This is a genomic window from Moraxella catarrhalis, from assembly GCF_001632285.1.
GTDB classification, from domain to species: Bacteria; Pseudomonadota; Gammaproteobacteria; order Pseudomonadales; family Moraxellaceae; genus Moraxella; species Moraxella catarrhalis.
The window spans coordinates 299,769-321,892 of record NZ_LWAH01000016.1 but is presented as its reverse complement, the minus strand read 5'-3'; the positions used below and the strand labels follow the sequence as shown (position 1 = coordinate 321,892).

Genomic DNA, 22,124 nt, shown 5'->3' with positions numbered 1-22,124 from the left:
ATCACACCATCAAGCGTTAAGCTTGACAGTGTTCACTAATTAGCCCCGTCAAATAAGGGTAGTAATAGTTTGGTAAGTCATGCCCCATGCCATCAACCAATACAAAACGAGCATTTGGAATGACTTTGGCAAGAAATTTACCGTGGCTTGGTGCAACTAAACCATCTTTATTGCCATGAATAACCAAAGTATTAGCACGGATCTGCTTGGTAAAGCGTAATATCGAACCTGATGCCAAAATAGCAGTCAGCTGTTGTGAGACGCCTAATGGATGAAAATTTCTTTGGTAGCGTTTTTCGGCAATGGCGCGCGTACCTTTGATGTCCAAATGGCCAGGCGATCCAACCGCTGTCATAAACCATACGCTGTGGCGAACCATATCTCTTTCTGAATGACTTTCAGGGCGACGGACAAATGTCATGAATTGCTTGGGGTTTGGCGGCCTTAAAAATGCCCGATTGGATGTAGAAAATAGCAGTACTAAATTTTTGATATATTTAGGATAGCGTGCTGCCACAATCTGTGCGATCATACCACCCATCGAAGCCCCAATAAGATTGACATTATGAAGCTGCATGGTTTTGATTAGGCGTGCTGCATCTTCTGCCATATCTGTTAGAGTATAGGCAACTGGCTCTGAGCGATTGGATAGACCTGCCTGCATTTTTAGCATCATTTTGAAGGTATTGAGTCTTGGTAGGCCATCAATTTGGATTTTACTTGATAGGCCTGTATCACGATTATCAAAGCGTATGACAAAAAATCCAGCATCAATAAATCGCTTTAAAAACTGGTCTGACCAAAACATCATTTGTGAGCCAAGGCCTGTAATAAAGATCATTGGTGGATGCTCGGGGTTGCCGCCTGCTTCCACACAAAGCTTAATACCTTCACCGATATCAATGATGGCTTGAAATAGATGTTCTGACAGATCAGAAGGATACCAGTGAATATCTCCAAATTTTTGCCAGCTGTTAGGTGGTGTGATGGGGCGATTGATACTCATGATGGCTTAAATTTCCACCATTTCAAAATCTTCTTTACCAACGCCGCATTCAGGGCAAAGCCAATCATCAGGCACATCCTCCCAGCGTGTACCAGGTGCAAGCCCTTCTTCGGGGCAACCTAGTGCCTCATCATAAATCCAGCCACATACAATACATTGATATTTTTTCATAATCACCTTTGACCTTCAAAAGTCCACCAAATTCCCAAAAGATTTGGTTATTGGGTAAATAAAATACCCAATTAGTTTACAGATGTATCGAATTTTTGCAAGTAAAATTTATGATTTATGAAAATCATTTGATCAAATTGCCAGTTTTTTGTTGATTAAATTAGCACAATTGACGGTATTTGGCTAGAAATTTTTGGTGTATTATCTAAATGTCATCTAAAAATTATTTGATATTACAGATAAAATAAAGTTTGATAAAATCGCTACAACTCATCGTTAAAATCGTGTATCATTAACCATATTTTAATGCGTATAAGGAATGCTGTCATGAGCCAAACTACTCAGTCTTTGCCTGTTAATACCGATGAAATCAAAGGCTATCGCACCCAAATTGATGCCATTGATGAGAAAATTCAAACGCTCATCAATGAGCGTGCCAAAGTTGCTCAGCAAGTGGCAGTTGCCAAAAAAAACCACGAAAATCACCCCATCTTTTATCGCCCTGAGCGAGAAGCTCAAGTATTAAAATCAGTCATGGCGCGTAATGAAGGCCCGTTATCTGGCGAAAAGATGGCACGCTTGTTTCGTGAAATTATGTCGGTATGCCTTGAGCTTGAAGAGCCACAAAAAGTGGCTTTTTTGGGACCAGTTGGGACATTCACCCATGCAGCAGCACTAAAGCATTTTGGTAAAGCAGCCACGACAGTATCTTTGACAACCATCACCGATGTATTTCGTGAAGTTGAAGCAGGCAGTGCGATGTACGGCGTGGTGCCTGTTGAAAACTCATCAGAAGGTGTGGTGAATCATACTTTGGATGCATTTTTAAGCTCAAGCTTAAAAATCATTGGCGAGGTGGAGCTGCCGATTCATCATAATTTTTTGGTGGCAGAGCATACCCGTGTTGAGAGCCTGAGCCGTATTTATAGCCATCAGCAAGCATTGGCACAGTGTCGCCACTGGCTGGATGTCAATTTCCCAAATGTTGAACGAGTGGCAGTTTCATCAAATGGTGAAGCGGCTCGTCGTCTTCAAAATGAATGGCATTCTGCAGCAATTGCAGGTGATGTGGCTGTTGCTGAATATGGTTTACATAAATTATACGAAAATATCGAGGATAATCCGGGTAATACCACACGATTTTTAATCATTGGGCGAGAAGACATTGCACCATCTGGTCAAGACAAAACCTCAATCATGGTCTCAAGTCCAGATAAAGCGGGAGCGTTGATTGAGATTTTGGAACCTTTACGCCGTCACGGAGTATCGATGACCAGTATTGAGACACGCCCTGAGCGTCCGAATAAATGGGCTTATGTATTTTTTATTGATATGAATGGCCATATCGAAGATAAGCATGTTGCTGCTGCGATCGAAGATATCAGACCACTAGTAAAGGATTTGCGAGTGTTAGGCTCTTATCCAAAAGCTGTTTTATAACTTTTTTAAATTAACAGCGTATGAAAAATCCAATGGATAATACAAAAAAGCCGTTGTTTGAGCAATTGTGCGTAATCGGCTTGGGGCTGATTGGTGCATCATTTGTACAAGCGGTACACAATGCCAATCATCGGCTTAACACGCCTTTGGTGGGTCAAATCACTGCCGCTGATACCAATCAAAAAAGTATCGATGATGCGTTGGCGGCAGGCGTGATTTCAAGTGGTAGCACAGATATTTTCAGTGCAGTTTGTGGCTCTGATTTGGTTATGATTGCCACGCCCGTCAAAAGCATTTATCCGATCATGAAGATGCTAAAGCATGCGATAGATTTGGGTGATTTGGCTAGTCATGCCATCATCACAGATGTGGGCAGCACCAAAGTATCAGTTGCTAAAGCGGCTGATGAGATTTTTGGTGCGTACCATCATTTTATTGGTGGGCATCCGATTGCAGGTGCAGAAAGGTCGGGCTTTGACGCCAGAAATGGTGAGCTTTTTGTACAGCATAAGGTCATTTTATGCCCAAGCACTCATAGCCAAGCAGCCGATTTTGCTAAAATTGCCAAAATCTGGCAGGCAATCGGTGCTAAGGTTATACAAATGAGTGCATCACGCCATGATGAGATTTTGGCTTATACCAGCCATTTACCACATTTGCTTGCTTTTAGTCTGACACATCAGCTGGCAAGCCATGATGATAATTTGGATATTTTTCGTTATGCAGCGGGTGGGTTTAGGGATTTTAGTCGTATTGCCGCCAGCCATCCTGTGATGTGGCATGATATTTTTATCGCTAACAAGCCTGCACTTTTAAATGCATTAGATGAATTTGTGAATCATTTACAAGTGTTTCGCCAAATCATTGATCAAGAAGATTCTGAAAAAATGTTTGATTGGCTCGCCACCGCTCGTCATGCTCGCCGTCATTTTGGGCATATGCTCGCCAAAAAACCGATGCACAAACCTAATATTGTTATTACTCCAGATGCCATCAAGGATACTATTATGAGTCAAAGTTATCATATTCGGCCACAAAATGCCATTTCAGGTGTGATTAGTGTCCCAGGAGATAAGTCGATCTCACACCGTTCAATCATGTTTGGCGCATTGGCTGATGGTGTCACTCATGTGACAGGATTTTTACAGGGTGAAGATGCACTGGCGACACTGCAAGCATTTGCTGATATGGGCGTTAAGATTGAGCGAAATAGCGATAAAGTTACCATTCATGGTGTTGGTATTGATGGTCTAAAAGCACCCAAAACTCCGCTATATATGGGTAATTCAGGCACCAGCATGCGTTTATTGGCAGGAATTTTATCCGCCCAAGCCTTTGATAGCGTGATGACGGGTGATGTCAGCCTATCTCAGCGTCCGATGGAGCGAGTGGCTGTACCACTGCGTAATATGGGTGCCAAAATCCAATCAACGGGTAAAAAAGGCACAGCACCCTTATCCATCACAGGCTCACAAACTCTAAATGCCATCGAATATCAATTGCCTGTTGCTTCTGCTCAAATTAAATCTTGTCTGATTTTGGCAAGTCTATGGGCTAAGGGTACCACAACCATCATCGAGCCTGAAGTGAGCCGAGATCACACCGAGCGTATGCTAAATGCCTTTGGTTATCCTGTGCAAGTTGATGGGTGTAAAATCAGTGTGACGGGCGGCGGCAGGCTGACAGCTACAGATATTATTGTGCCAGCAGATATCTCCAGTGCAGCATTTTTTATGGTGCTGGGTGCAATTGGAGGCGGTGAGGGACTGACCATTGAAAAAGTGGGCATGAACCCAACTCGCACAGGCGTCATCGATATTTTAACCTTGATGGGTGCTGATATCACAGTGATGAATGAAGCTGTCGTAGGTGGCGAGCCGATTGCTGATATTACAGTGCGACCTTCTGATTTGCATGGTATTGACATACCAGAGCATTTGGTACCACTTGCGATTGATGAATTTCCTATATTATTCATCGCAGCAAGCTGTGCGTATGGTGTCACCAAACTGACTGGTGCAAAGGAGCTGAGAGTAAAAGAGTCTGATCGCATCCAAGTGATGGCAGATGGCTTGGCAACACTTGGTATTGATTCTAAAGTGCTAGAAGATGGCATTATTATCCAAGGTAAAGGCATCCAAGGTGAGAAAAACGCCATCTTTGGCGGTGGTGTGATTGAGAGTCATCACGATCATCGGATTGCGATGAGTTTTGCGGTGGCAAGCAGCCGCGCCACAGATGACATTATCATTCAAGGCACCGAGACAGTCAATACCAGTTTTCCAAATTTTGCCGAGCTTGCCAATCGTGTTGGTCTGTCTATTGAGGTTAAATAACCCATCTATTTAAATAATCCATCTACCGATTGATTATGGTAATTGCTATGGCAAAAACAGTCACAACCACGCCAAAAGGGTTACTGACAGTGTTATCTGCTTTTTTGATTTGGGGCTGTTTTCCGCTGTATTTCAAAGAGCTGATAGAATATGATGCCATAGAAATCATCGTTCATCGTGTGGTTTGGACTTTTGTTATCTTACTTGGGATTACCATAATCACAAGACGCTTTAGGTGGATTGATCAAATCAAAAAGCAGCCCAAATGGCTGTTTTTAACCTTTCTTGCTTCTGTTTTAATCGCAACAAACTGGTTGGTTTATGTGTGGGCAGTAACGCACGATCAGGTACTTGAAGCAAGCTTAGGCTACTTTATCCACCCTTTGGTTGGCGTGCTATTTTCGATGCTAATATTCAAAGAAAAGCTGCGGTTGATGCAAAAACTCGCTGTACTACTGGCCGCCGCCGCTGTTGGCATTCAGATTGTATGGATGGGCGGGTTGCCTTGGGTGAGTATGTTATTGCCACTGTCATGGGGACTTTATGGTGTTATTCAAAGACAAACGCCTTTTGATGCACTTGATGGGTTGTTTCTTGAGACAGCATTGCTTGTACCTATATCACTGATTTGGTTGCAATTTTCTCATGTTGCCAGCTCATCGATGGCGTTTTGGGTGTCATCTGAGATTTGGCTTTTGATGTTAGCAGGTCCAGTGACATTAGTGCCGCTGCTTTTGTATAATATATCGACCAAGCTGGTACAGTTTAATACCTTATCTTTTTTAAATTACTTAACGCCAAGCTTGATATTTTTATTGGCTATTTTTTATTATCACGAGCCTTTTGATGCCAAGCGATTGTTGGTTTTTGTATTAATTTGGGTCGGGCTTTTGATGTTTAGTGCGGATATGTTTAAACATAAAAAAGGAGCATAAATGAGCGATATTGTGTTCATACAAGGGCTTAATATTGATACGGTGATTGGTGTCTATGCTTGGGAGCGTGTCATCAAACAAAGGCTCATCATCGATGCGCAGATGGTCTGTGATATGACGCGTGCCATTGCCGATGATGATGTGGCGTATGTGATTGATTATAAAGCCGTTTGTGAGGATATTGAAAAATTGTGCCATGAGGTGCAAGCTGAGCTTTTAGAGACCTTGGCGGATAAGATTGCGCATCATGTTTTGACCAATTATCCATGCTGTGAAATCACACTGACCATACATAAGCCCAATGCCATCAAGCAAGCTGATAGCGTGGGTATTAAAATCATCCGCAAGGCAGGTGTATGAGCAAACAAGCCTATGCAAATGCGATTGTTATCGCTTTGGGCAGTAACCATGATGCCAAGGTTGCGTTTACTTGTGCCATTAAATCGCTTCAAGAGCTTGGGCGAGTCGTATTATCACAGCGAATTTGTGGACAAGATTTCACTGGGCGTAGTCAGAGAATTTATCATAATGCTTGTGCTTATATTATACTGACAAAAACTATGCAATATACAGACATTGAACAAACGCTGAAACAAATTGAACGGCGATGTGGACGCAATCCTGCCAAAAAATGTACCAAATACGATTATGAAGTGGTGATAGATTTGGATATTCTGGCGGCAAGGTTTGATGAACAGTGGCAGATGAATTTGGCACGACTGCCACTAAAAAACCACGATATACAAGGCATAAAGCAAGTTGCGGCATTTTTATTAGACCAAATATAGCTGATATCGATTCATTATTATCATCAAGTGGGCTGTACTGTGTGTCTATCTAAAATCATGGTAAGCCATAAAGTGGGTATTCATTTTTAATTAGTCCCACTATTTTTTTAATAAATGAAACTGGTATTGGTATTTATTTTTGTGAATAAACTTTTGGTAAAAATCCTTTTATAATAAACAAGAATATTTATATATTAAACTTGTTTTAATCGGTTGCATGGGCAGACATCTGCTTGTGTGTATAGTCCACCATGAGTAATGGATGGGTAATTTTATCAGGGTAATTTCAATGACAAAATATTATAACGATCCCGATCACATCGAGACCCAAGAGTGGCTTGATGCATTTGAATCGGTCATAAAAAATGCAGACAAAGATCGTGCACAGTTTTTATTAAAAGCACTTTATAACATGGCTGTTCAAGAAGGTTTACCATTCAACCGCCTTGATACTGCATATATCAATACCATTCCAGCCGAAGATGAGCCAACTTATCCTGGCGACTTGCACATGGAGCGTAAAATTCGTGCATTGATTCGTTATAACGCCTTGGCAATGGTCATGCGTGCCAACCAAAATAATGACGATTTGGGTGGGCATTTGGCAACTTTTGCATCATCAGCGACACTGTATGAGACGGGATTTAACCATTTTTGGCGTGCACCTAGCGAAAACCATGGCGGTGATATGATTTATTATCAAGGTCATGGTGCACCAGGCATGTATGCCCGTTCATTCTTAGAAGGTCGCTTGTCTGAAGAGCAGCTGATTAATTTTCGCCGTGAAGTCGATGGCAAGGGCTTGTCAAGCTATCCGCATCCTTATTTAATGCCTGATTATTGGCAGTTCCCAACAGTATCCATGGGCTTGGGTCCTTTGATGTCAATTTATCAGGCCCGTAATCAAAAATATCTGACCAATCGTGGCCTAATCAAAGATGAGGATCGTAAAGTTTGGGCATTTTTAGGTGATGGTGAAACTGACGAGCCTGAAAGCTTGGGTGCTATCTCAATGGCAGGTCGTGAGAAGCTGGATAACCTAATTTGGGTCATCAACTGTAACCTTCAGCGTTTGGATGGTCCCGTGCGTGGTAACGGTAAAATTATCCAAGAGCTTGAATCGGTGTTCCGTGGTGCAGGCTGGCGAGTGATTAAAGTCATTTGGGGCGATCATTGGGATCCATTACTTGCCAAAGATACCTCAGGGGCACTCAAAAAACGCATGGAAGAGGTGGTAGATGGTGAGTATCAGCTCTATGAAGCTCGTGATGCCGCCTTTGTTCGTAAGGAGTTTTTTGGTAAGTATCCTGAGCTTGAAGAGATGGCAAAACAGTTCAGTGATGAAGAGATTATACGCCTAAATCGTGGCGGTCACGACCCCAAAAAAGTCTATGCTGCCTATGCTGAAGCCATGAAAACCAAAGGTCAGCCGACGGTAATTTTGGTGAAAACGGTGAAAGGCTATGGTTTGTCTACTCAGATTCAATCGGTCAATAAAGCTCACCAAATCAAAAAAATTGACGAAAGTGGCTTAAAATACTTCCGTGACCGTTTTGATTTACCATTGACCGACGAACAGCTCAAAGAATTACCTTTTTATCGCCCAAGTGAAGATTCGGCCGAATATAAATATCTGATGGGTCGCCGAGAGGCTTTGGGCGGTCATTTGCCATCTCGTCGCAGTGGTCACATTCCACTTGAGATTCCTGAGCTTTCGGTATTTAATCAAGTTCTGCAAGGCTCAAAAGGCAAAGAGCAATCAACCACTATGGTATTTGTGCGTTTATTGTCAGCCCTATTAAAAGATAAAGGTCTAAATAAACATGTTGTGCCGATTGTGCCTGATGAGGCGCGTACCTTTGGTCTAGAAGGCATGTTCCGTCAGCTTGGTATCTATTCATCAGTGGGTCAAAACTATGTCGCTGAAGATGCCGATGCTTTGATGGGCTATCGTGAAGCCAAAGATGGCCATATGCTAGAAGAAGGCATCAATGAAGCAGGTGCAATGAGTGCATGGATTGCCTTATCAACCAGCTATTCGGTTAATGCGTTACCGATGATTCCAATGTACATTTATTATTCAATGTTTGGTTTCCAGCGTATTGGTGATTTGGCGTGGGCAGCGGGCGACTGTCAAGCACAAGGATTTTTATTTGGTGCGACAGCAGGGCGTACCACACTAAATGGTGAAGGTTTACAGCATCAAGATGGCCATAGCCATATCTTATTTGGTACCGTACCTAACTGCGTAACCTATGACCCATGCTATGGTTATGAGCTGGCTGTCGTCATGCACGATGGTTTACGCCGTATGTATGCACAAGGTGAGCGAGTTTATTATTACATCACCTTGATGAATGAAAACTATGAACATCCAGCCATGCCTGAGGGTGTTGAAGAAGGCATTAAGCGTGGTATGTACCTGTTAAAAGATAATGGCTCAACTCAAGTTCAGCTACTGGGTTCGGGTGTGATTTTGCGTGAAGTTGAAAAAGCGGCACAAATCTTGCAAGATGAATTTGGTATCACTGCCAATGTTTGGAGTGTGACCAGTTTTAATGAACTGACTCGTGATGGCATGGCGTGTGACGACTACAACCGCCTACACCCAACCGCCGACCAAAAAACCCCATGGGTAACCAGTCAATTGGCATCACATAAAGGTATTGTGGTTGCAGCAACAGATTATATGCGTAATTATTCAGAACAAATCCGTGGATGGTTACCTGACAGCCGTCCATATGTAACCTTGGGTACTGATGGCTTTGGGCGTTCGGATAGTCGAGCCAAATTACGCAGTTTCTTTAATGTTAATGCAGAACATATTGTTGTGGCAACTTTGAAAAAATTGGCAGATGAAGGTGACATTGATGTTCGCTTGGTTCAAGATGCGATCAACAGTTTTGATATTGACGCCGATCAAGCACCAGCATGGCAGCGGCAGCCTCAATATGATTTCTTCCCAGATGCACCAGCACCAAAGGCAACTCGTGAGCCAAACCCTGTACCTGAACTGGTCGAAGATGACAATCACTGATAACTGCCCAATTTATAGGAGAATATGATGGAAATCAAAGCCCCCGATTTGGGTGTTGAATCAGCTGAAGTTGCTGAAATTATGGTAAAAGTTGGCGATAGCGTCAGCGAAAATGACAATATGATTTTGGTTGAGTCTGATAAAGCCTCTGTTGAAGTGCCATCAACTGGTGCTGGTGTTATCAAAGAAATTCATATCTCGGTCGGTGATCACATCTCCGAAGGAGATTTGTTGTTCACTCTTGACAGTGATCAAAGTGGCGATGCTCAAAAAACTGACTCAAAATCCGACGATGAACCTCAAACAAAACAATCGGCTAAAGATGAAGATGATATATCTATCGGTGATGATGAGCAAACAGACGATCAGCCTGACTTAAATGAATCAGCTGGTAGTCAAACGCATCATTTACCAGACCTTGGCGTAGATAGTGCCGAAGTTGCTGATATTATGGTGGCAGTTGGTGATGAAATTACCAAGGATCAACCATTGATTTTGGTTGAGTCTGACAAAGCCTCGGTTGAAGTACCTGCACCAGTTGATGGCGTGATCGAAGAAATCTTAATCAAAGCAGGCGATAGTGTCTCAAATGGTCAAGCGTTTATTACGATTAAGAGCAAGGGCATTTCAGCCAAAAAATCATCAAATAAAGAGCAACCAGCCGAAAAAACCAAAGAAGAAGATACCAAAGCTAACCAAGCGGCAGTATCTGAATCAAAAAACAAGTCTGTACAAAGCCCACAAACCAAACTGCCAGAAGCTGTCGTAAACGAAAAAGCTCGACATGTTTACGCAGGCCCAGCGGTGCGTAAACTTGCGCGTGAGCTTGGTGTGGACATCAGTGCTGTGACAGGTACAGCAGCTCACGGGCGAATCTTAAAAGAAGACTTATTTGGCTATGTCAAATCAGTCATCAGCGGTTCTACCAGTCAAGCAAAATCTGGCACGACCGAGGTGCGTTCTGGTTTGCCAAGCTTACCAGATATGAGCAATAAAGAGATTTGGGGCGAGCTTGAAATCCAAGATCTCACTCGTCTACAAAAAGTCTCTATTCCGCAGCTAAACTACAATACCTATCTACCACAGGTGACGCAGTTTGATCTTGCTGATATCACAGATACCGAAAGCTTGCGTAATGAGCTTAAGGGTGAGTTTAAGGCAGAGGGCATTGGTCTGACTATTTTGGCATTTATTGTTAAGGCGGTGGCATATGCACTTACCCAAACGCCGAAATTTAATAGCCATTTATCGGATGATAATACACAAATTATTATCCGCAAATCGGTAAATATGGGTATTGCGGTAGCAACCGATGATGGTTTGATTGTACCTGTGATCAAGAATGCTCAAGATAAAGGTATCAAGCAGATTGCCATTGAGATTGGTGAACTTGCCAAAAAAGCGCGTGATAAAAAACTGACCGCCAAAGACCTACAAGGTGCAAGCTTTACCATCTCAAGTCAAGGCAATCTTGGCGGCACAGCCTTTACGCCACTTGTAAACTGGCCACAGGTCGGTATTTTGGGTGTATCTGAAGCATCGTATCAGCCAAGATGGAATGGCAAAGAATTTGAGCCACGGCTCATGTTGCCACTATCACTGTCTTATGATCACCGTGTGATCAATGGTGCGGATGCTGCGGTCTTTACTCGCCATATTGCAAAATTGTTGGCAGATCCGCGTCGTATCTTGTTATAATCTAATCGCCAAGACTAACAACGCATCGATCAAAATCGGTGCGTTTTTTTATAAATTAATATGAATTAACTTAAGAAATGATACTTTAAAATAATAATATGTATAAATTAAAAAGATGATTTTTATCATTAAATATTAATAATAAAAACAAAAGATGAAAATCGGCTGGTTATTACTCTAATCATTTAATCATTTTATCAAAAAATACGCACACAAAACCCAGTTTACAAAACTCAAAAAGCTGATGCAATTGACACTTTTTTGCTGTATAGTGATATATACTGATAGTTCACGATACTATTTTATGTCTATCAACTCAAAAAATACTTAAGCAAAAGGATATTATATGAATACTTATACACCGCCAGAAGTTTGGGATTATCAAAGTATCAAAGCCAAAAACGGTGGCACATTTGGCGGTACAAATCGCCCCACAGCAGGGGCAACGCATGAGAAGAACTTGCCTGTTGGCGACTCGCCTTATCAGCTGTATTCTTTAAATACGCCCAATGGCATTAAGGTGAATATATTACTGCAGGAGCTAAAACAACTTGGGGCAATCATAGGATATGATGCCTATAAGATCAATATCATGGCAGGAGATCAATTCGGATCGGATTTTGTCAAAATTAACCCAAACTCCAAAATTCCAGCATTGCTTGATCAAAGTACCACGCCTGCTACTCGTATCTTTGAAAGCGGGGCGATTTTATTGTATTTAGCCCAAAAACATAACGCCTTTATCCCAACTAATCTCAATCAGTTATCAGAACTTTACTCATGGCTCATGTGGCAGATGGGTTCAGCACCGTTTGTGGGTGGTGGTTTTGGTCATTTTTATGCCTATGCACCAGAGCCAATGGAATATCCTATTAACCGTTATGCGATGGAGACCAAACGACAATTGGATGTCTTAGATCAGCATTTGGCAAACCATACCTTTATGATTAAAGATGATTATACGATCGCTGATATGGCGATTTATCCATGGTATGGGCGTTTGTGCTTGGGAGAGCTTTATGTCTCTGATAGCTACGATGCCGCCAAGTTTTTGGAAGTACATACTTATCAAAATGTCATTCGATGGGCAAAAACCATTGCAGCTCGTGAAGCAGTACAATACGCCCAATCTCTTGAGCTTAAAGCAATTTGATGACCAAGTTATCTTGATAATATGTTTACAATTACTCAGTCAAATGATACCCAAATTCTATTGGATCATCTGATTCATTACTACCAGCAAACACAGGCACAGCGTCAAGGTGAGGCACTGGGTATTTCTGTTTTTTCACCATTTATCGTCATTGTTCCATCGATGGTACTTGGTGATTGGCTCAATCGCAGTATTGCTGAACGGCTTGGGATTAGCACACTTTTTATGACACAATTTTGGGGTCAATATCAGTGGCAGCTTATTCAGCAAGTGCTTAGGATTGATGCTAATCATCATCCTTCAGATGCCTTGCAGGTGCCAGAGGTGGCGGTACTGTCTGGTTCGGTCATGCGTTGGCGGATTTTTGGCTTTATCAAAACTTTATCTAGTGAGCAGATTATCAAGATTATGCAAGATGATCATCATCCGTTGTATGATTTTTTGATGGCAATTTATGACACTCAGAACCAAAGCATTCCAGAGCATCGGCTATGGCGAATCTGTGAGGAGGTGTCGTCAGTTTTTGTGCGATATTTGACCCATCGACCCGAATGGCTACATGCATGGACCCATGACTTACCACTACCTGAATCAATCGATGAGATGATCGATACTAAGGATAGATTTGCCAATGATTATAGCGATAGTGATCCAACACCCAAATGGCTGATTCAGCAATATCACGATCTTGAAAAATTGTTACGATATCTGTGGCGACAGCTATTTTCTGAGGTCTATGCTTATCGTGAGACGCTTGAGGTGCGATTTTGGGCAGTGCTTGATGGGCTGCGTGGTGAAAGTGTGGCAGCTGAAGCATATAAAAGCTTGCCTAATCACCTTTATTTATTTACTATCCAGCAAATTCCCTTGCTGGAGCTACAATTTTTAAAACGCTTATCAGTTCATTTGAATGTGCATTTATTGCATTTTAATCCATCAAAGATGTTTTGGGCGGATATTGTTGATAAAAACTGGCTGGCAACGCAGCGTATTATTAACCCAAACTTGGTCTATCTAAAAGATTATGGTCATGTTTTATTATCAAGATTGGGTAAAGAGTCCCGAGAAACTTTTGCGATGCTGGCAGATATGTCGGGCGGTGATTATTATTATGAAAAAGAAGGGGTGAATCGCAGATTTTATGAAACTTATCGCACACCCAAAGATTGGCAAGTTGACTGGCAGGATGATTTTGTATCGCCGGCTCAAGAATCTAAAAGTTTATTAAATCAGCTAAAATCCGATATTTTAATGCTTGAAGATGGCGAAGCTACCAAACAATGGTGGCAACAAGAACTTGTATCAGCCTTCAAAAATAGTGCGTTTTGGGAACAAAAAGTTAAAACCAAAAGCCAGTTAGTGTTGCCTCTTGGATTGGATAAAAATGATCAATCTCTACGCCTGCCCAGTCTAAGTATCCATGCCTGCCACAGTCTAAAACGACAGCTTGAAGTGGCTCGTATGATCATAGCTCGCTATCTTAATGAGCCAAATTCTGACGGTAGCTGCCGAAAATTATCTGATATCGTGGTTTATTTACCTGAAGCTCAGGCAGCCGAAGATCTTATCCGACTGATTTTTAATGATGATGTTGGTATGGATGGGCTGAAGCTACCTGCCAAAATTACCGGTACTGCCAGTCGTGAGGTAGATTCGCTGATGGCTGCCATCAGTGGGTTTTATCGGCTACTTGGTGCCAAAAATGCGCGTTTTTATCGTGATGATGTGTATGAATGGCTGATGACGCCAGCATTGTACGAAAGTTTGGGGCTTGATTTTGAGTCAGTCAATCGAGCCTGTCAATTGCTGGATGCGGCTGGCTTTCGCCGAGGATTTGATGCTGCACATTTGGCAATGACACTAAATGAAGCTGATTTGGATTATCGTTATAGTTTTAGCTATGCTTTAGATCGTATCGTGGCAGGGTTTTTAACACCCTGTGATTCACCATCTCCAAGCTCATTGATGCATCCGTTTAAATGGCGTGATGAATCATTTCAAGAAGCAAGCTTGCCTTTAGAGGGGGTCACATTAGCTGATCAACCGATTGTTGAGGCGCTGTGTCTGATTCATGCAGGTCTCAGAGAATTTCGTGATGAATATCAACGGCTTGCACCTGTGATTGATTGGCTTCATCATATCGAGCATCGTGTCATCAATCGCTACTTTACCAAATATCGTGAAACCAGTCAGATGCATGTTATTTTCAAGGTGATGAATGGTATTGCAGCCAGCATCCGTGCCAATCATCATTATCACCACCATACTAAGAATTCTACACAAGGCACTCAAAACATAGAGCTTACACTTGAATTTGTGCTTGAGAGTATGACGAGTTTACTTGCCTCTCAAGCGGTGAGTGCTGAGCCAGCAGGCACGATCACTTTTGCGCGTTTTGGGGCTTTAAGAAATGTGCCTTTTGGCTTGACGCTGATGCTGGATATGAATTTATCGGCATTCCCTAGGCAAGATCGACAAGCGCGCCTAGATTTGATGAAAGCTGGGCTTAAGCGTCGTGGCGATCGTTTTTTAGAAGATGATGACAATGGTGCATTTTTAGATGCCATACTGTGTAGCCGTGATGCTTGTGCCATTTTTTATACCAATGTCGCCGATGACGGCACTCAGCTACTGCCAGCATCACCAGTCAGTGAGTTGATTGAATTTTTTAAATCTAATGTGGATTGGGCAGTTGACTTGCAGGCGGATCATACCAATCAAGCCGATCAAATACATGCTAAACTTGCGACCATCGCCCCGAAATTGGTTCAGCAGCTTTTGATTTATGAGCATGCTGCCAATGCCTTTGATGCGTCTGTATTTTATGAAACAAAAGAGATGGTCTGTGATGAAGATGATTTGGCTGATTTTTTAACCCAAAAAATTCTGCACGCCAAACAATCCCAAACTTATTACTTGCCACCATCGCCCATGATGGTAAAATTGCGTCATTTATTGGATCAAGATTTTAATCAATCACCCATCATAAGCTTACCTGATGCGACAATTTATCAGATGCTTGCAGAAGCGTTACAAAACAACTTACAAGGTGACAGCGGGCAATTAGAGGAAGTTTTAACCATTTTTGGCATTCAATTACCAAACAGTATGCCGCTTAATCAGATTTATCATACACTTAAAAATCCTGCCACAGCCTATCTAAAACACAAACTGCCACTACTATATGACGCAGAAGACGGCTTTTTAGAAGAGCCGCTGTCTTTGGACGGTTTGGGTCAATATCAGCTTAAAGAGACCTTGATTGATGCCATGGCACAAGGGGTATTTGATGGCATGCCTATGGATGAGTTTGACTATCATAAGCTCATAGATACCATTTATATGAACGATGATAAGGCATCAGAGTTTGCTCACATTGTACGCATCTATTATGATAATTTGCTACCCGCTGGTGCAAATCGTTTGACCAGTTTGGATAATTTGGTTGGGCAACTGGCGAAGCTGACTGACGATTTTGCACAAAATCTAACAGATTTACAAGTTAAGAAGCAGCAATTACAATATTCTTCAATGATTAGTCCAACCAAAGAGCAATATATTGCAGTTGAGCTAAATCATATCCCGCTGGATATTGTCGCAAAATTACCCATCAGCTGCGATCAATGGTTGCGAGTGCTACCAAATACAGTGCGTGCAGGGCATTTTTTACGCTTTTATTTGCATCATTTGGCGTGGCAAGTGAGCAGACAAACCGACCAAAAAGACATTGAACAAAATCTTGGCAGCAGCTTATGGCAGTTTGGGCAGGCTAGCAATGATTTAAAAGACTTTCATCTCAATGATGTTTCCTTATTAAAGCTAAAACCCATTCATAAAGAGACTGCTAAGCGGCAACTACAAAATTTCATGGTCATGGGTTTATTAGCCAAGCAGATGCCTTTGGTGCTACCTTTGATGACTTCACTGAACATTGTCGCTTTGAATACCAAAAATGAGCTTGAATTTGGTGAAAGCCAGTTTAATGATTGGTTGTCAGGTCAGTATGAAGATCATTACCAAGGTCAATCTTGGCAAAAGATATTGGATGGCCTGCAGCCACTGCCTGAGATTAAAAAAGGTAAAGAACTTGCACAAGTTTTATATGCTGGTTTATTGGATGCTCTCATCATTGACCCAACCAGTCAAACAGTTTGATGGTTTAATACTTAAGGCGATAAACGCTTTTGTTTTTTATTGTGAAATAATGATAAATTTTAACAGTTATCTGATCTAAGTTTGCTCAAACAATCGCCAAACTGATTGTTTGACAACTGTTTGAGCAAAAATGAATTACTGATTTTGAGCTTGGACGGCAAGCTTATCGTATAAGCCGCCATCACTAAAATAAGTTTTCATGATACTTGCCCAGTCTCCAAAGACATCATTAGGAAAAAAGGTTGTCATGACAGGGAATTTATCGGCGTGTTTGGCTAGGATATCGGGGCTGCTTGGTCTTAAGAAAAACTTCGTGGCAAGCTCTTGAGCTTCGTCGCTGTACAGATGATTGAGGTATTCGGTTGCAGCTTTGGTTGTGCCTTTGTTGTCGGTAACAGATTTCACCACAGCAATCGGATTTTCTGCATTCACTGTGTAGCTTGGGTAAATAATATCCACATTGCCAAATTTACTCTTAATCACATTGGCTTCATTTTCAAAGGTGATTAAGACATCACCGATGCCACGCTGGGCAAAGGTTGTTGTTGCCGCACGCCCACCATTTTCAAATACTTTAACATGGCTTAAAAGTGTCTTGACGAACGCATGAGTTTGAGCTTCGTCATTATGATAAGCATTCAAGCCATAGCCATAAGCACCCAAAAACGCATAGCGACCGTTACCAGAGGTTTTTGGGTTGGCGATGATAATATCTATGCCACTTGTTGCCAAGTCATTCCAATCTTTAATGCCTTTGGGGTTGCCTTCTCGTACCAAAAATACGATAGTACTGGTGAAAGGAATGGCATGGTTTGGGAATGCGTGTCGCCAATTGCCATCCACCAATTTGGCATCAGCCAATAGCTCAATATCAGAGCCTTGATTCATGGTAACAATATCCGCTTGCAGTCCATTTTTTACCGAAAGTGCTTGCTTGCTTGAGCCACCATGAGACTGCTTGATCTTAATTTTGGTATTTGGGTAGTTGGTCAAATAATGATTTATAAAAACTTCATTATACGCTTTATAAAAATCTCGAGACACATCGTAAGAAACATTCAAAAGCTCAATTGGATCTTGATTAGCTTCTGTACTACTGGCTGTCGTGTCAGTATTTTGGATGGAAGTTTTGGTATTGTTTGAGCAAGCAGTTAAGCCAAAAAAGATACCAAATGCTGTTGCCAGCAGTGTTGTTTTTTTAAGCAATGTTATCATAATAAATCCAAACCAAACTAAATAAACAGATAGTGCATACTTTACGCAAATTCGTCATAAAAAACCAACGACAAATCAGACTTTTTATTTTCTATTTTGGAATTAAGCAGTCTGATAAATTAGTCTAAGTAGGGCTGATGATTGATGAAAATACAAAAAAAATATGCTATGCTTACCGTATTTTATCCCAATTTAAGGAATGTTTATGACTCAGCTTGACCCAAATTGGCAGACAGATGCACTTGATCCAAGTCTTGGTTATTTTGAGCAGACTTTGGCAGTTCGAGGCGGTTATCATCGCACTGATGAAGGCGAGCATAACGAAGCTATTTTTACAACCAGCAGTTATGTGTATGCCAGTGCCGCTGATGCAGCCGATCATTTCAATGGTAATAAAAAAGGCAATGTCTATTCTCGGCATACCAATCCAACAGTCAGAGCCTTTGAGCGTCGTTTAGCTTTACTTGAAAATGGCGAGCGAGCTGTCGCTACCGCATCTGGTATGGGTGCTATTTTGACCATGTGTTTGGCATACCTAAAAGCAGGCGATCATTTGCTTTGTGCTAAGCAATTATTTGGCTCATCGATCGCACTCTTTGATGGTTATTTTCAGGGGTTTGGGGTAGAGGTCAGCTATGTAGATTGTTTTGATAATGAGGCATGGGCAGCAGCGATACGCCCTAATACCCGTGTGCTTTATTGTGAAAGCCCAAGTAATCCTTTGGCACAGATTGCCGATTTGCGTTACTTGTCCAAGCTTGCCCATGCACACGATACCTTATTGATTGTTGATAATTGTTTTGCAACACCAGCCATCCAAAAGCCTTTAGAGCTAGGAGCTGATGTGGTCATTCACTCAGCCACCAAATACATTGATGGGCAAGGGCGTATCTTGGGCGGTGCGCTTGTTGGGCGTGATGAGCTGATGGAAAAAGCATTTGGTGTGGTGCGTACAGGCGGCATCAGCTTGTCACCTTTTAATGCTTGGGTACTCTTAAAAGGGCTTGAAACGCTATCTCTACGCATGAAGGTGCATTGTGACAATGCCAATCAAGTTGCCCAATTTTTAGCCAGTCACCCTAATGTCAAAAAAGTTCATTTTTCAGGACTGTCAGACCACCCCTCGCATGAGCTTGCCAAATCACAGCATACCGCACTTGAAGTGACTGGGGGAGCATTTGGGGCGATCATTGGTTTTGAAGTGGCTGACCAAGCATCGGCATGGCAAGTGATTGATAGCACCCGTATGATTAGTATTACTAATAATTTGGGTGATGCCAAAACTACCATTACCCATCCTGCCACCACCACGCATTTTCGTATGACGCCTGAGCAACGTATTGAAGCAGGTGTTCATGATGGTTTGATTCGATTATCGGTGGGGGTTGAAGATGCTCGTGATATTATCAAAGATTTGGCACATGGCCTAGATAATATTTAGATAAAATTTATAGAATTAATCACAGTTTTATTTAAAATCATCCGTGGTCAATTCTTTAATCATAAATGATTTAAATCAAATCACAAAATTACTAAGAGAATAAATTGGGTTTTAACTCTGGTGCATTTATGCTAAAATATACAAAATAACATATACCAAATAACAACCGATAATAGCCAAACCCAATCGGTTGGGTTATCTATTACCAGTTATCTTATTTTCATCACACTTGATTATAATTTGAGCCATCACATGAGTTACTCTATTTTTTGCCAAACTAAAAATAATGTCTTGTTAGAGCCGATGTTTTTTGGTCAACCCGTGAATGTCTCTCGTTATGATCAACAAAAGCATCCGATTTTTGAGCAACTCATCGAAAAACAACTGTCATTTTTTTGGCGTCCCGAAGAAATCGATGTCTCAAAGGATCGTATTGATTTTGCCGAACTTTCTACGCATGAGCAACATATTTTTTTAAGTAATCTTAAATATCAGACTCTGTTAGACAGTATCCAAGGTCGTAGCCCAAATGTGGTTTTATTGCCCTTGGTTTCTATTCCAGAACTTGAGACTTGGATTGAGACTTGGTCATTTAGTGAGACGATTCATTCACGCAGTTACACACATATTATTCGCAATGTGGTCAATGACCCTAGTAAAATTTTTGAAGATATTGTGGATAATGAATATATTCTTGAGCGTGCAAGTGATATCGCCAAATATTACGATGACTTGCATTTATGTGCCAAATTGTATGATTTGCATGGTGAGGGCGTTTATCAGATTGATGGGCAGTCTGTTGAGGTTACGCTACCAAAACTAAAAAAACAGCTGTATTTGTGTATTGTCGCTGTCAATGTGCTTGAAGCCATTCGCTTTTATGTATCATTTGCCTGTTCGTTTGCATTTGCTGAGCGTAAAGTGATGGAGGGTAATGCGAAAATTATTAAAATGATTGCGCGTGATGAAGCATTGCATTTAAATGGCACTCAGCATATGATCAATCTGATGCGTCAAGGCAGAGATGATCCTGACATGGTTGCCATTGCCGAAGCGTGTCAAGAAGAAGCGATTGAGATTTTTAAAAGTGCTGCCGAACAAGAAAAAGCTTGGGCAAACTATTTATTCAAAGATGGTTCAATGATTGGTCTAAATCGAGATATTTTATGCCAGTATATTGAGTTTATTACAAATACTCGTATGTCGGCTATTGGATTGCCAGCTATTTTTGAAACCAAAACCAATCCCATTCCTTGGATTAATGCTTGGCTGTCTTCAGACAATGTTCAGGTTGCCCCTCAAGAAACCGAAATTACCACTTATTTGGTTGGTCAGATTGATTCTGATTTAGATGATGTGGATTTGGACGATTTTGAGCTATAACTAATTACCAAAAGGGCTTGTTATGAGACAAGCCCTAATTCATAAATCAGTCATAACAAGAAAAATAAAGATTGCGATATGGGTTGGGTGTTTACTGACGAGACACGATTTTACTTGCATGAAAATGAAACACTGCTAGACGGCATGATTCGTACAGAACATAAAAAGGTACACTACGAATGCCGACAGGGTTATTGTGGTACTTGTCGCATGAAAGTATTGGCAACCACTGGGTCAATCACTTTGGTTAAAAAACCGTTGGCAACTTTAGCAGATGATGAAATATTGGCCTGTTGCTGCACTTTAAACGGCACAACTAAAGTCAGCTATTACCCTAAAAATGAAAATCAGTTGCCATTGTTTATTGACTGTGCTGAATACTTACCCTAATTGATATACTATGGTTAAATCAGCCAAAGCGAAATTAGGGCGTTTTATCCAGTGAAAACGACGATCAATCTGCTTTTTGGTGTTTTGGGTTGTCTTTTTCGGTAATGATGTCAGCATCAGGATCGCCAAAGCTTAAGATATCACCAAAATTTGGCTGAACCTTTAATAAGAGCTGTTGTGCTTTTAAGTAACCATCATTGATTTGAACTTTTTTTAGATTTTTCATGATCATATCGTTATTTTTTAGCCATCGACCAATGTCAAGATAAATGATATTGCCTTTATGCCCAGTAAATGGAATGCCTTTAATTTTAATTTTATTCAAAATAAAAGGTAATGGATCTTTGCGTAGTAGCGTACGGTATAAGCCCACGCCAAGTCGTGCAGCTGGGGCTTTATACCACTGCTTACTGTGTAGCTCAATCACATCTGTATCACCGATTTGCTTAAGCACCAACCGCTGAGTGTGGCGATCTAGCTGTAGATGAACCAGCTCAAAATTACTGGCCACTGTTGTATATAGACCCATGATATCGACTGTACAAGTCAATCTAAGCCAGTTGTCATGAATATCCAATTTTAAATTATGCAACAGCCCAACATTTTTTGTAACAAAATTATACAAAGCATCATTAACTTGCTTTTGGGTGAGTGTGACCAAAAGCTCATCAACCAAATTATCAGCTGCTTTGACATAGCCATGCTTGATATTGCCAAAAGTTTGTTGCCAACTTAAGAGCAAGCTTTCATTAAACCAACTGCTACTGTCTTTGGCATCAAATTGATTTTCAAGACTCATCGTGTCCGTTTGTGCGTTATCTGTATGATAAAAAGTTGTGTCATTGCCGTTTTTTATCATTTGGGCATTGTGCAACTGAGAAGAAAGGTGGGTTGTTTGAGTGTTATCCATATGATTCGATCTTAAATTTGATTATCCTAAATCGCTATGGTTTGATAACCAAAGCCTACTAAATAT

Annotated in this window: 16 protein-coding genes; 12 read left to right on the top strand and 4 right to left on the bottom strand. The window is 41.3% G+C overall.

Annotated elements, in window-relative coordinates; translation table 11 throughout:
- Positions 1 to 16 precede the first annotated feature (16 nt).
- A complete protein-coding gene (locus tag A4U55_RS07845; protein WP_003658259.1) occupies positions 17 to 1,006 on the bottom strand; it encodes an alpha/beta fold hydrolase in 990 nt (329 codons plus the stop codon).
- A gap of 6 nt (positions 1,007 to 1,012) precedes the next feature.
- Positions 1,013 to 1,177 (bottom strand): rubredoxin, encoded by a 165-nt coding sequence (rd, locus tag A4U55_RS07840; RefSeq protein WP_003658257.1) that lies wholly within the window; start codon positions 1,175 to 1,177, stop codon positions 1,013 to 1,015.
- A gap of 327 nt (positions 1,178 to 1,504) precedes the next feature.
- Between rd and pheA the strand changes: the two genes are divergently transcribed.
- The 9 genes from pheA to A4U55_RS07795 all read left to right on the top strand — a co-directional run bounded on the left by pheA (position 1,505) and on the right by A4U55_RS07795 (position 16,719).
- Positions 1,505 to 2,617 (top strand): prephenate dehydratase, encoded by a 1,113-nt coding sequence (pheA, locus tag A4U55_RS07835; RefSeq protein ID WP_003659724.1) that lies wholly within the window; start codon positions 1,505 to 1,507, stop codon positions 2,615 to 2,617.
- A gap of 32 nt (positions 2,618 to 2,649) precedes the next feature.
- Positions 2,650 to 4,953, top strand: a complete 2,304-nt coding sequence (locus A4U55_RS07830) for a bifunctional prephenate dehydrogenase/3-phosphoshikimate 1-carboxyvinyltransferase (protein WP_003673825.1) — start codon at positions 2,650 to 2,652, stop codon at positions 4,951 to 4,953.
- A gap of 47 nt (positions 4,954 to 5,000) precedes the next feature.
- The gene (gene rarD, locus A4U55_RS07825) at positions 5,001 to 5,888 is read left to right on the top strand and encodes an EamA family transporter RarD (protein WP_003658251.1); all 888 of its coding nucleotides are present in this window, start codon (positions 5,001 to 5,003) and stop codon (positions 5,886 to 5,888) included.
- Entirely contained in the window at positions 5,889 to 6,248 is a 360-nt protein-coding gene (gene folB / locus A4U55_RS07820; RefSeq protein ID WP_003658249.1) for a dihydroneopterin aldolase, read from the top strand.
- A complete protein-coding gene (locus A4U55_RS07815; protein WP_003658247.1) occupies positions 6,245 to 6,676 on the top strand; it encodes a 2-amino-4-hydroxy-6-hydroxymethyldihydropteridine diphosphokinase in 432 nt (143 codons plus the stop codon). The genes folB and A4U55_RS07815 overlap by 4 nt, the downstream gene beginning before the upstream one ends.
- A gap of 289 nt (positions 6,677 to 6,965) precedes the next feature.
- Positions 6,966 to 9,713 (top strand): pyruvate dehydrogenase (acetyl-transferring), homodimeric type, encoded by a 2,748-nt coding sequence (gene aceE / locus A4U55_RS07810; RefSeq protein WP_003658245.1) that lies wholly within the window; start codon positions 6,966 to 6,968, stop codon positions 9,711 to 9,713.
- A 27-nt stretch (positions 9,714 to 9,740) separates the two neighbouring features.
- Positions 9,741 to 11,411, top strand: a complete 1,671-nt coding sequence (locus A4U55_RS07805) for a 2-oxo acid dehydrogenase subunit E2 (RefSeq protein ID WP_003671072.1) — start codon at positions 9,741 to 9,743, stop codon at positions 11,409 to 11,411.
- Positions 11,412 to 11,757: 346 nt separating this feature from the next.
- Positions 11,758 to 12,564: a glutathione-dependent disulfide-bond oxidoreductase gene (gene yghU / locus A4U55_RS07800; protein WP_003658242.1), complete on the top strand. Its 807-nt coding sequence runs from the start codon at positions 11,758 to 11,760 to the stop codon at positions 12,562 to 12,564.
- A gap of 21 nt (positions 12,565 to 12,585) precedes the next feature.
- Positions 12,586 to 16,719, top strand: coding sequence for an exodeoxyribonuclease V subunit gamma (locus A4U55_RS07795; RefSeq protein WP_063454218.1), 4,134 nt, complete (start codon positions 12,586 to 12,588; stop codon positions 16,717 to 16,719).
- 135 nt (positions 16,720 to 16,854) lie between these two features.
- On the opposite strand, the gene A4U55_RS07790 is transcribed toward A4U55_RS07795, so the two are convergent.
- Positions 16,855 to 17,934, bottom strand: coding sequence for a sulfate ABC transporter substrate-binding protein (locus A4U55_RS07790; protein WP_042510326.1), 1,080 nt, complete (start codon positions 17,932 to 17,934; stop codon positions 16,855 to 16,857).
- 205 nt (positions 17,935 to 18,139) lie between these two features.
- Here A4U55_RS07790 and A4U55_RS07785 point away from each other — a divergent pair, with 205 nt between their 5' ends.
- The 3 genes from A4U55_RS07785 to A4U55_RS07775 all read left to right on the top strand — a co-directional run bounded on the left by A4U55_RS07785 (position 18,140) and on the right by A4U55_RS07775 (position 21,148).
- Positions 18,140 to 19,375 (top strand): O-succinylhomoserine sulfhydrylase, encoded by a 1,236-nt coding sequence (locus A4U55_RS07785; protein WP_063454217.1) that lies wholly within the window; start codon positions 18,140 to 18,142, stop codon positions 19,373 to 19,375.
- 252 nt (positions 19,376 to 19,627) lie between these two features.
- A complete protein-coding gene (nrdB, locus tag A4U55_RS07780; protein WP_003659732.1) occupies positions 19,628 to 20,758 on the top strand; it encodes a class Ia ribonucleoside-diphosphate reductase subunit beta in 1,131 nt (376 codons plus the stop codon).
- Between the two features lie 78 nt (positions 20,759 to 20,836).
- A complete protein-coding gene (locus A4U55_RS07775) occupies positions 20,837 to 21,148 on the top strand; it encodes a 2Fe-2S iron-sulfur cluster-binding protein (RefSeq protein WP_003658236.1) in 312 nt (103 codons plus the stop codon).
- A 64-nt stretch (positions 21,149 to 21,212) separates the two neighbouring features.
- Here A4U55_RS07775 and A4U55_RS07770 read toward each other — a convergent pair whose 3' ends face one another.
- The gene (locus A4U55_RS07770; protein WP_003664314.1) at positions 21,213 to 22,058 is read right to left on the bottom strand and encodes a hypothetical protein; all 846 of its coding nucleotides are present in this window, start codon (positions 22,056 to 22,058) and stop codon (positions 21,213 to 21,215) included.
- Positions 22,059 to 22,124: the final 66 nt, after the last annotated feature.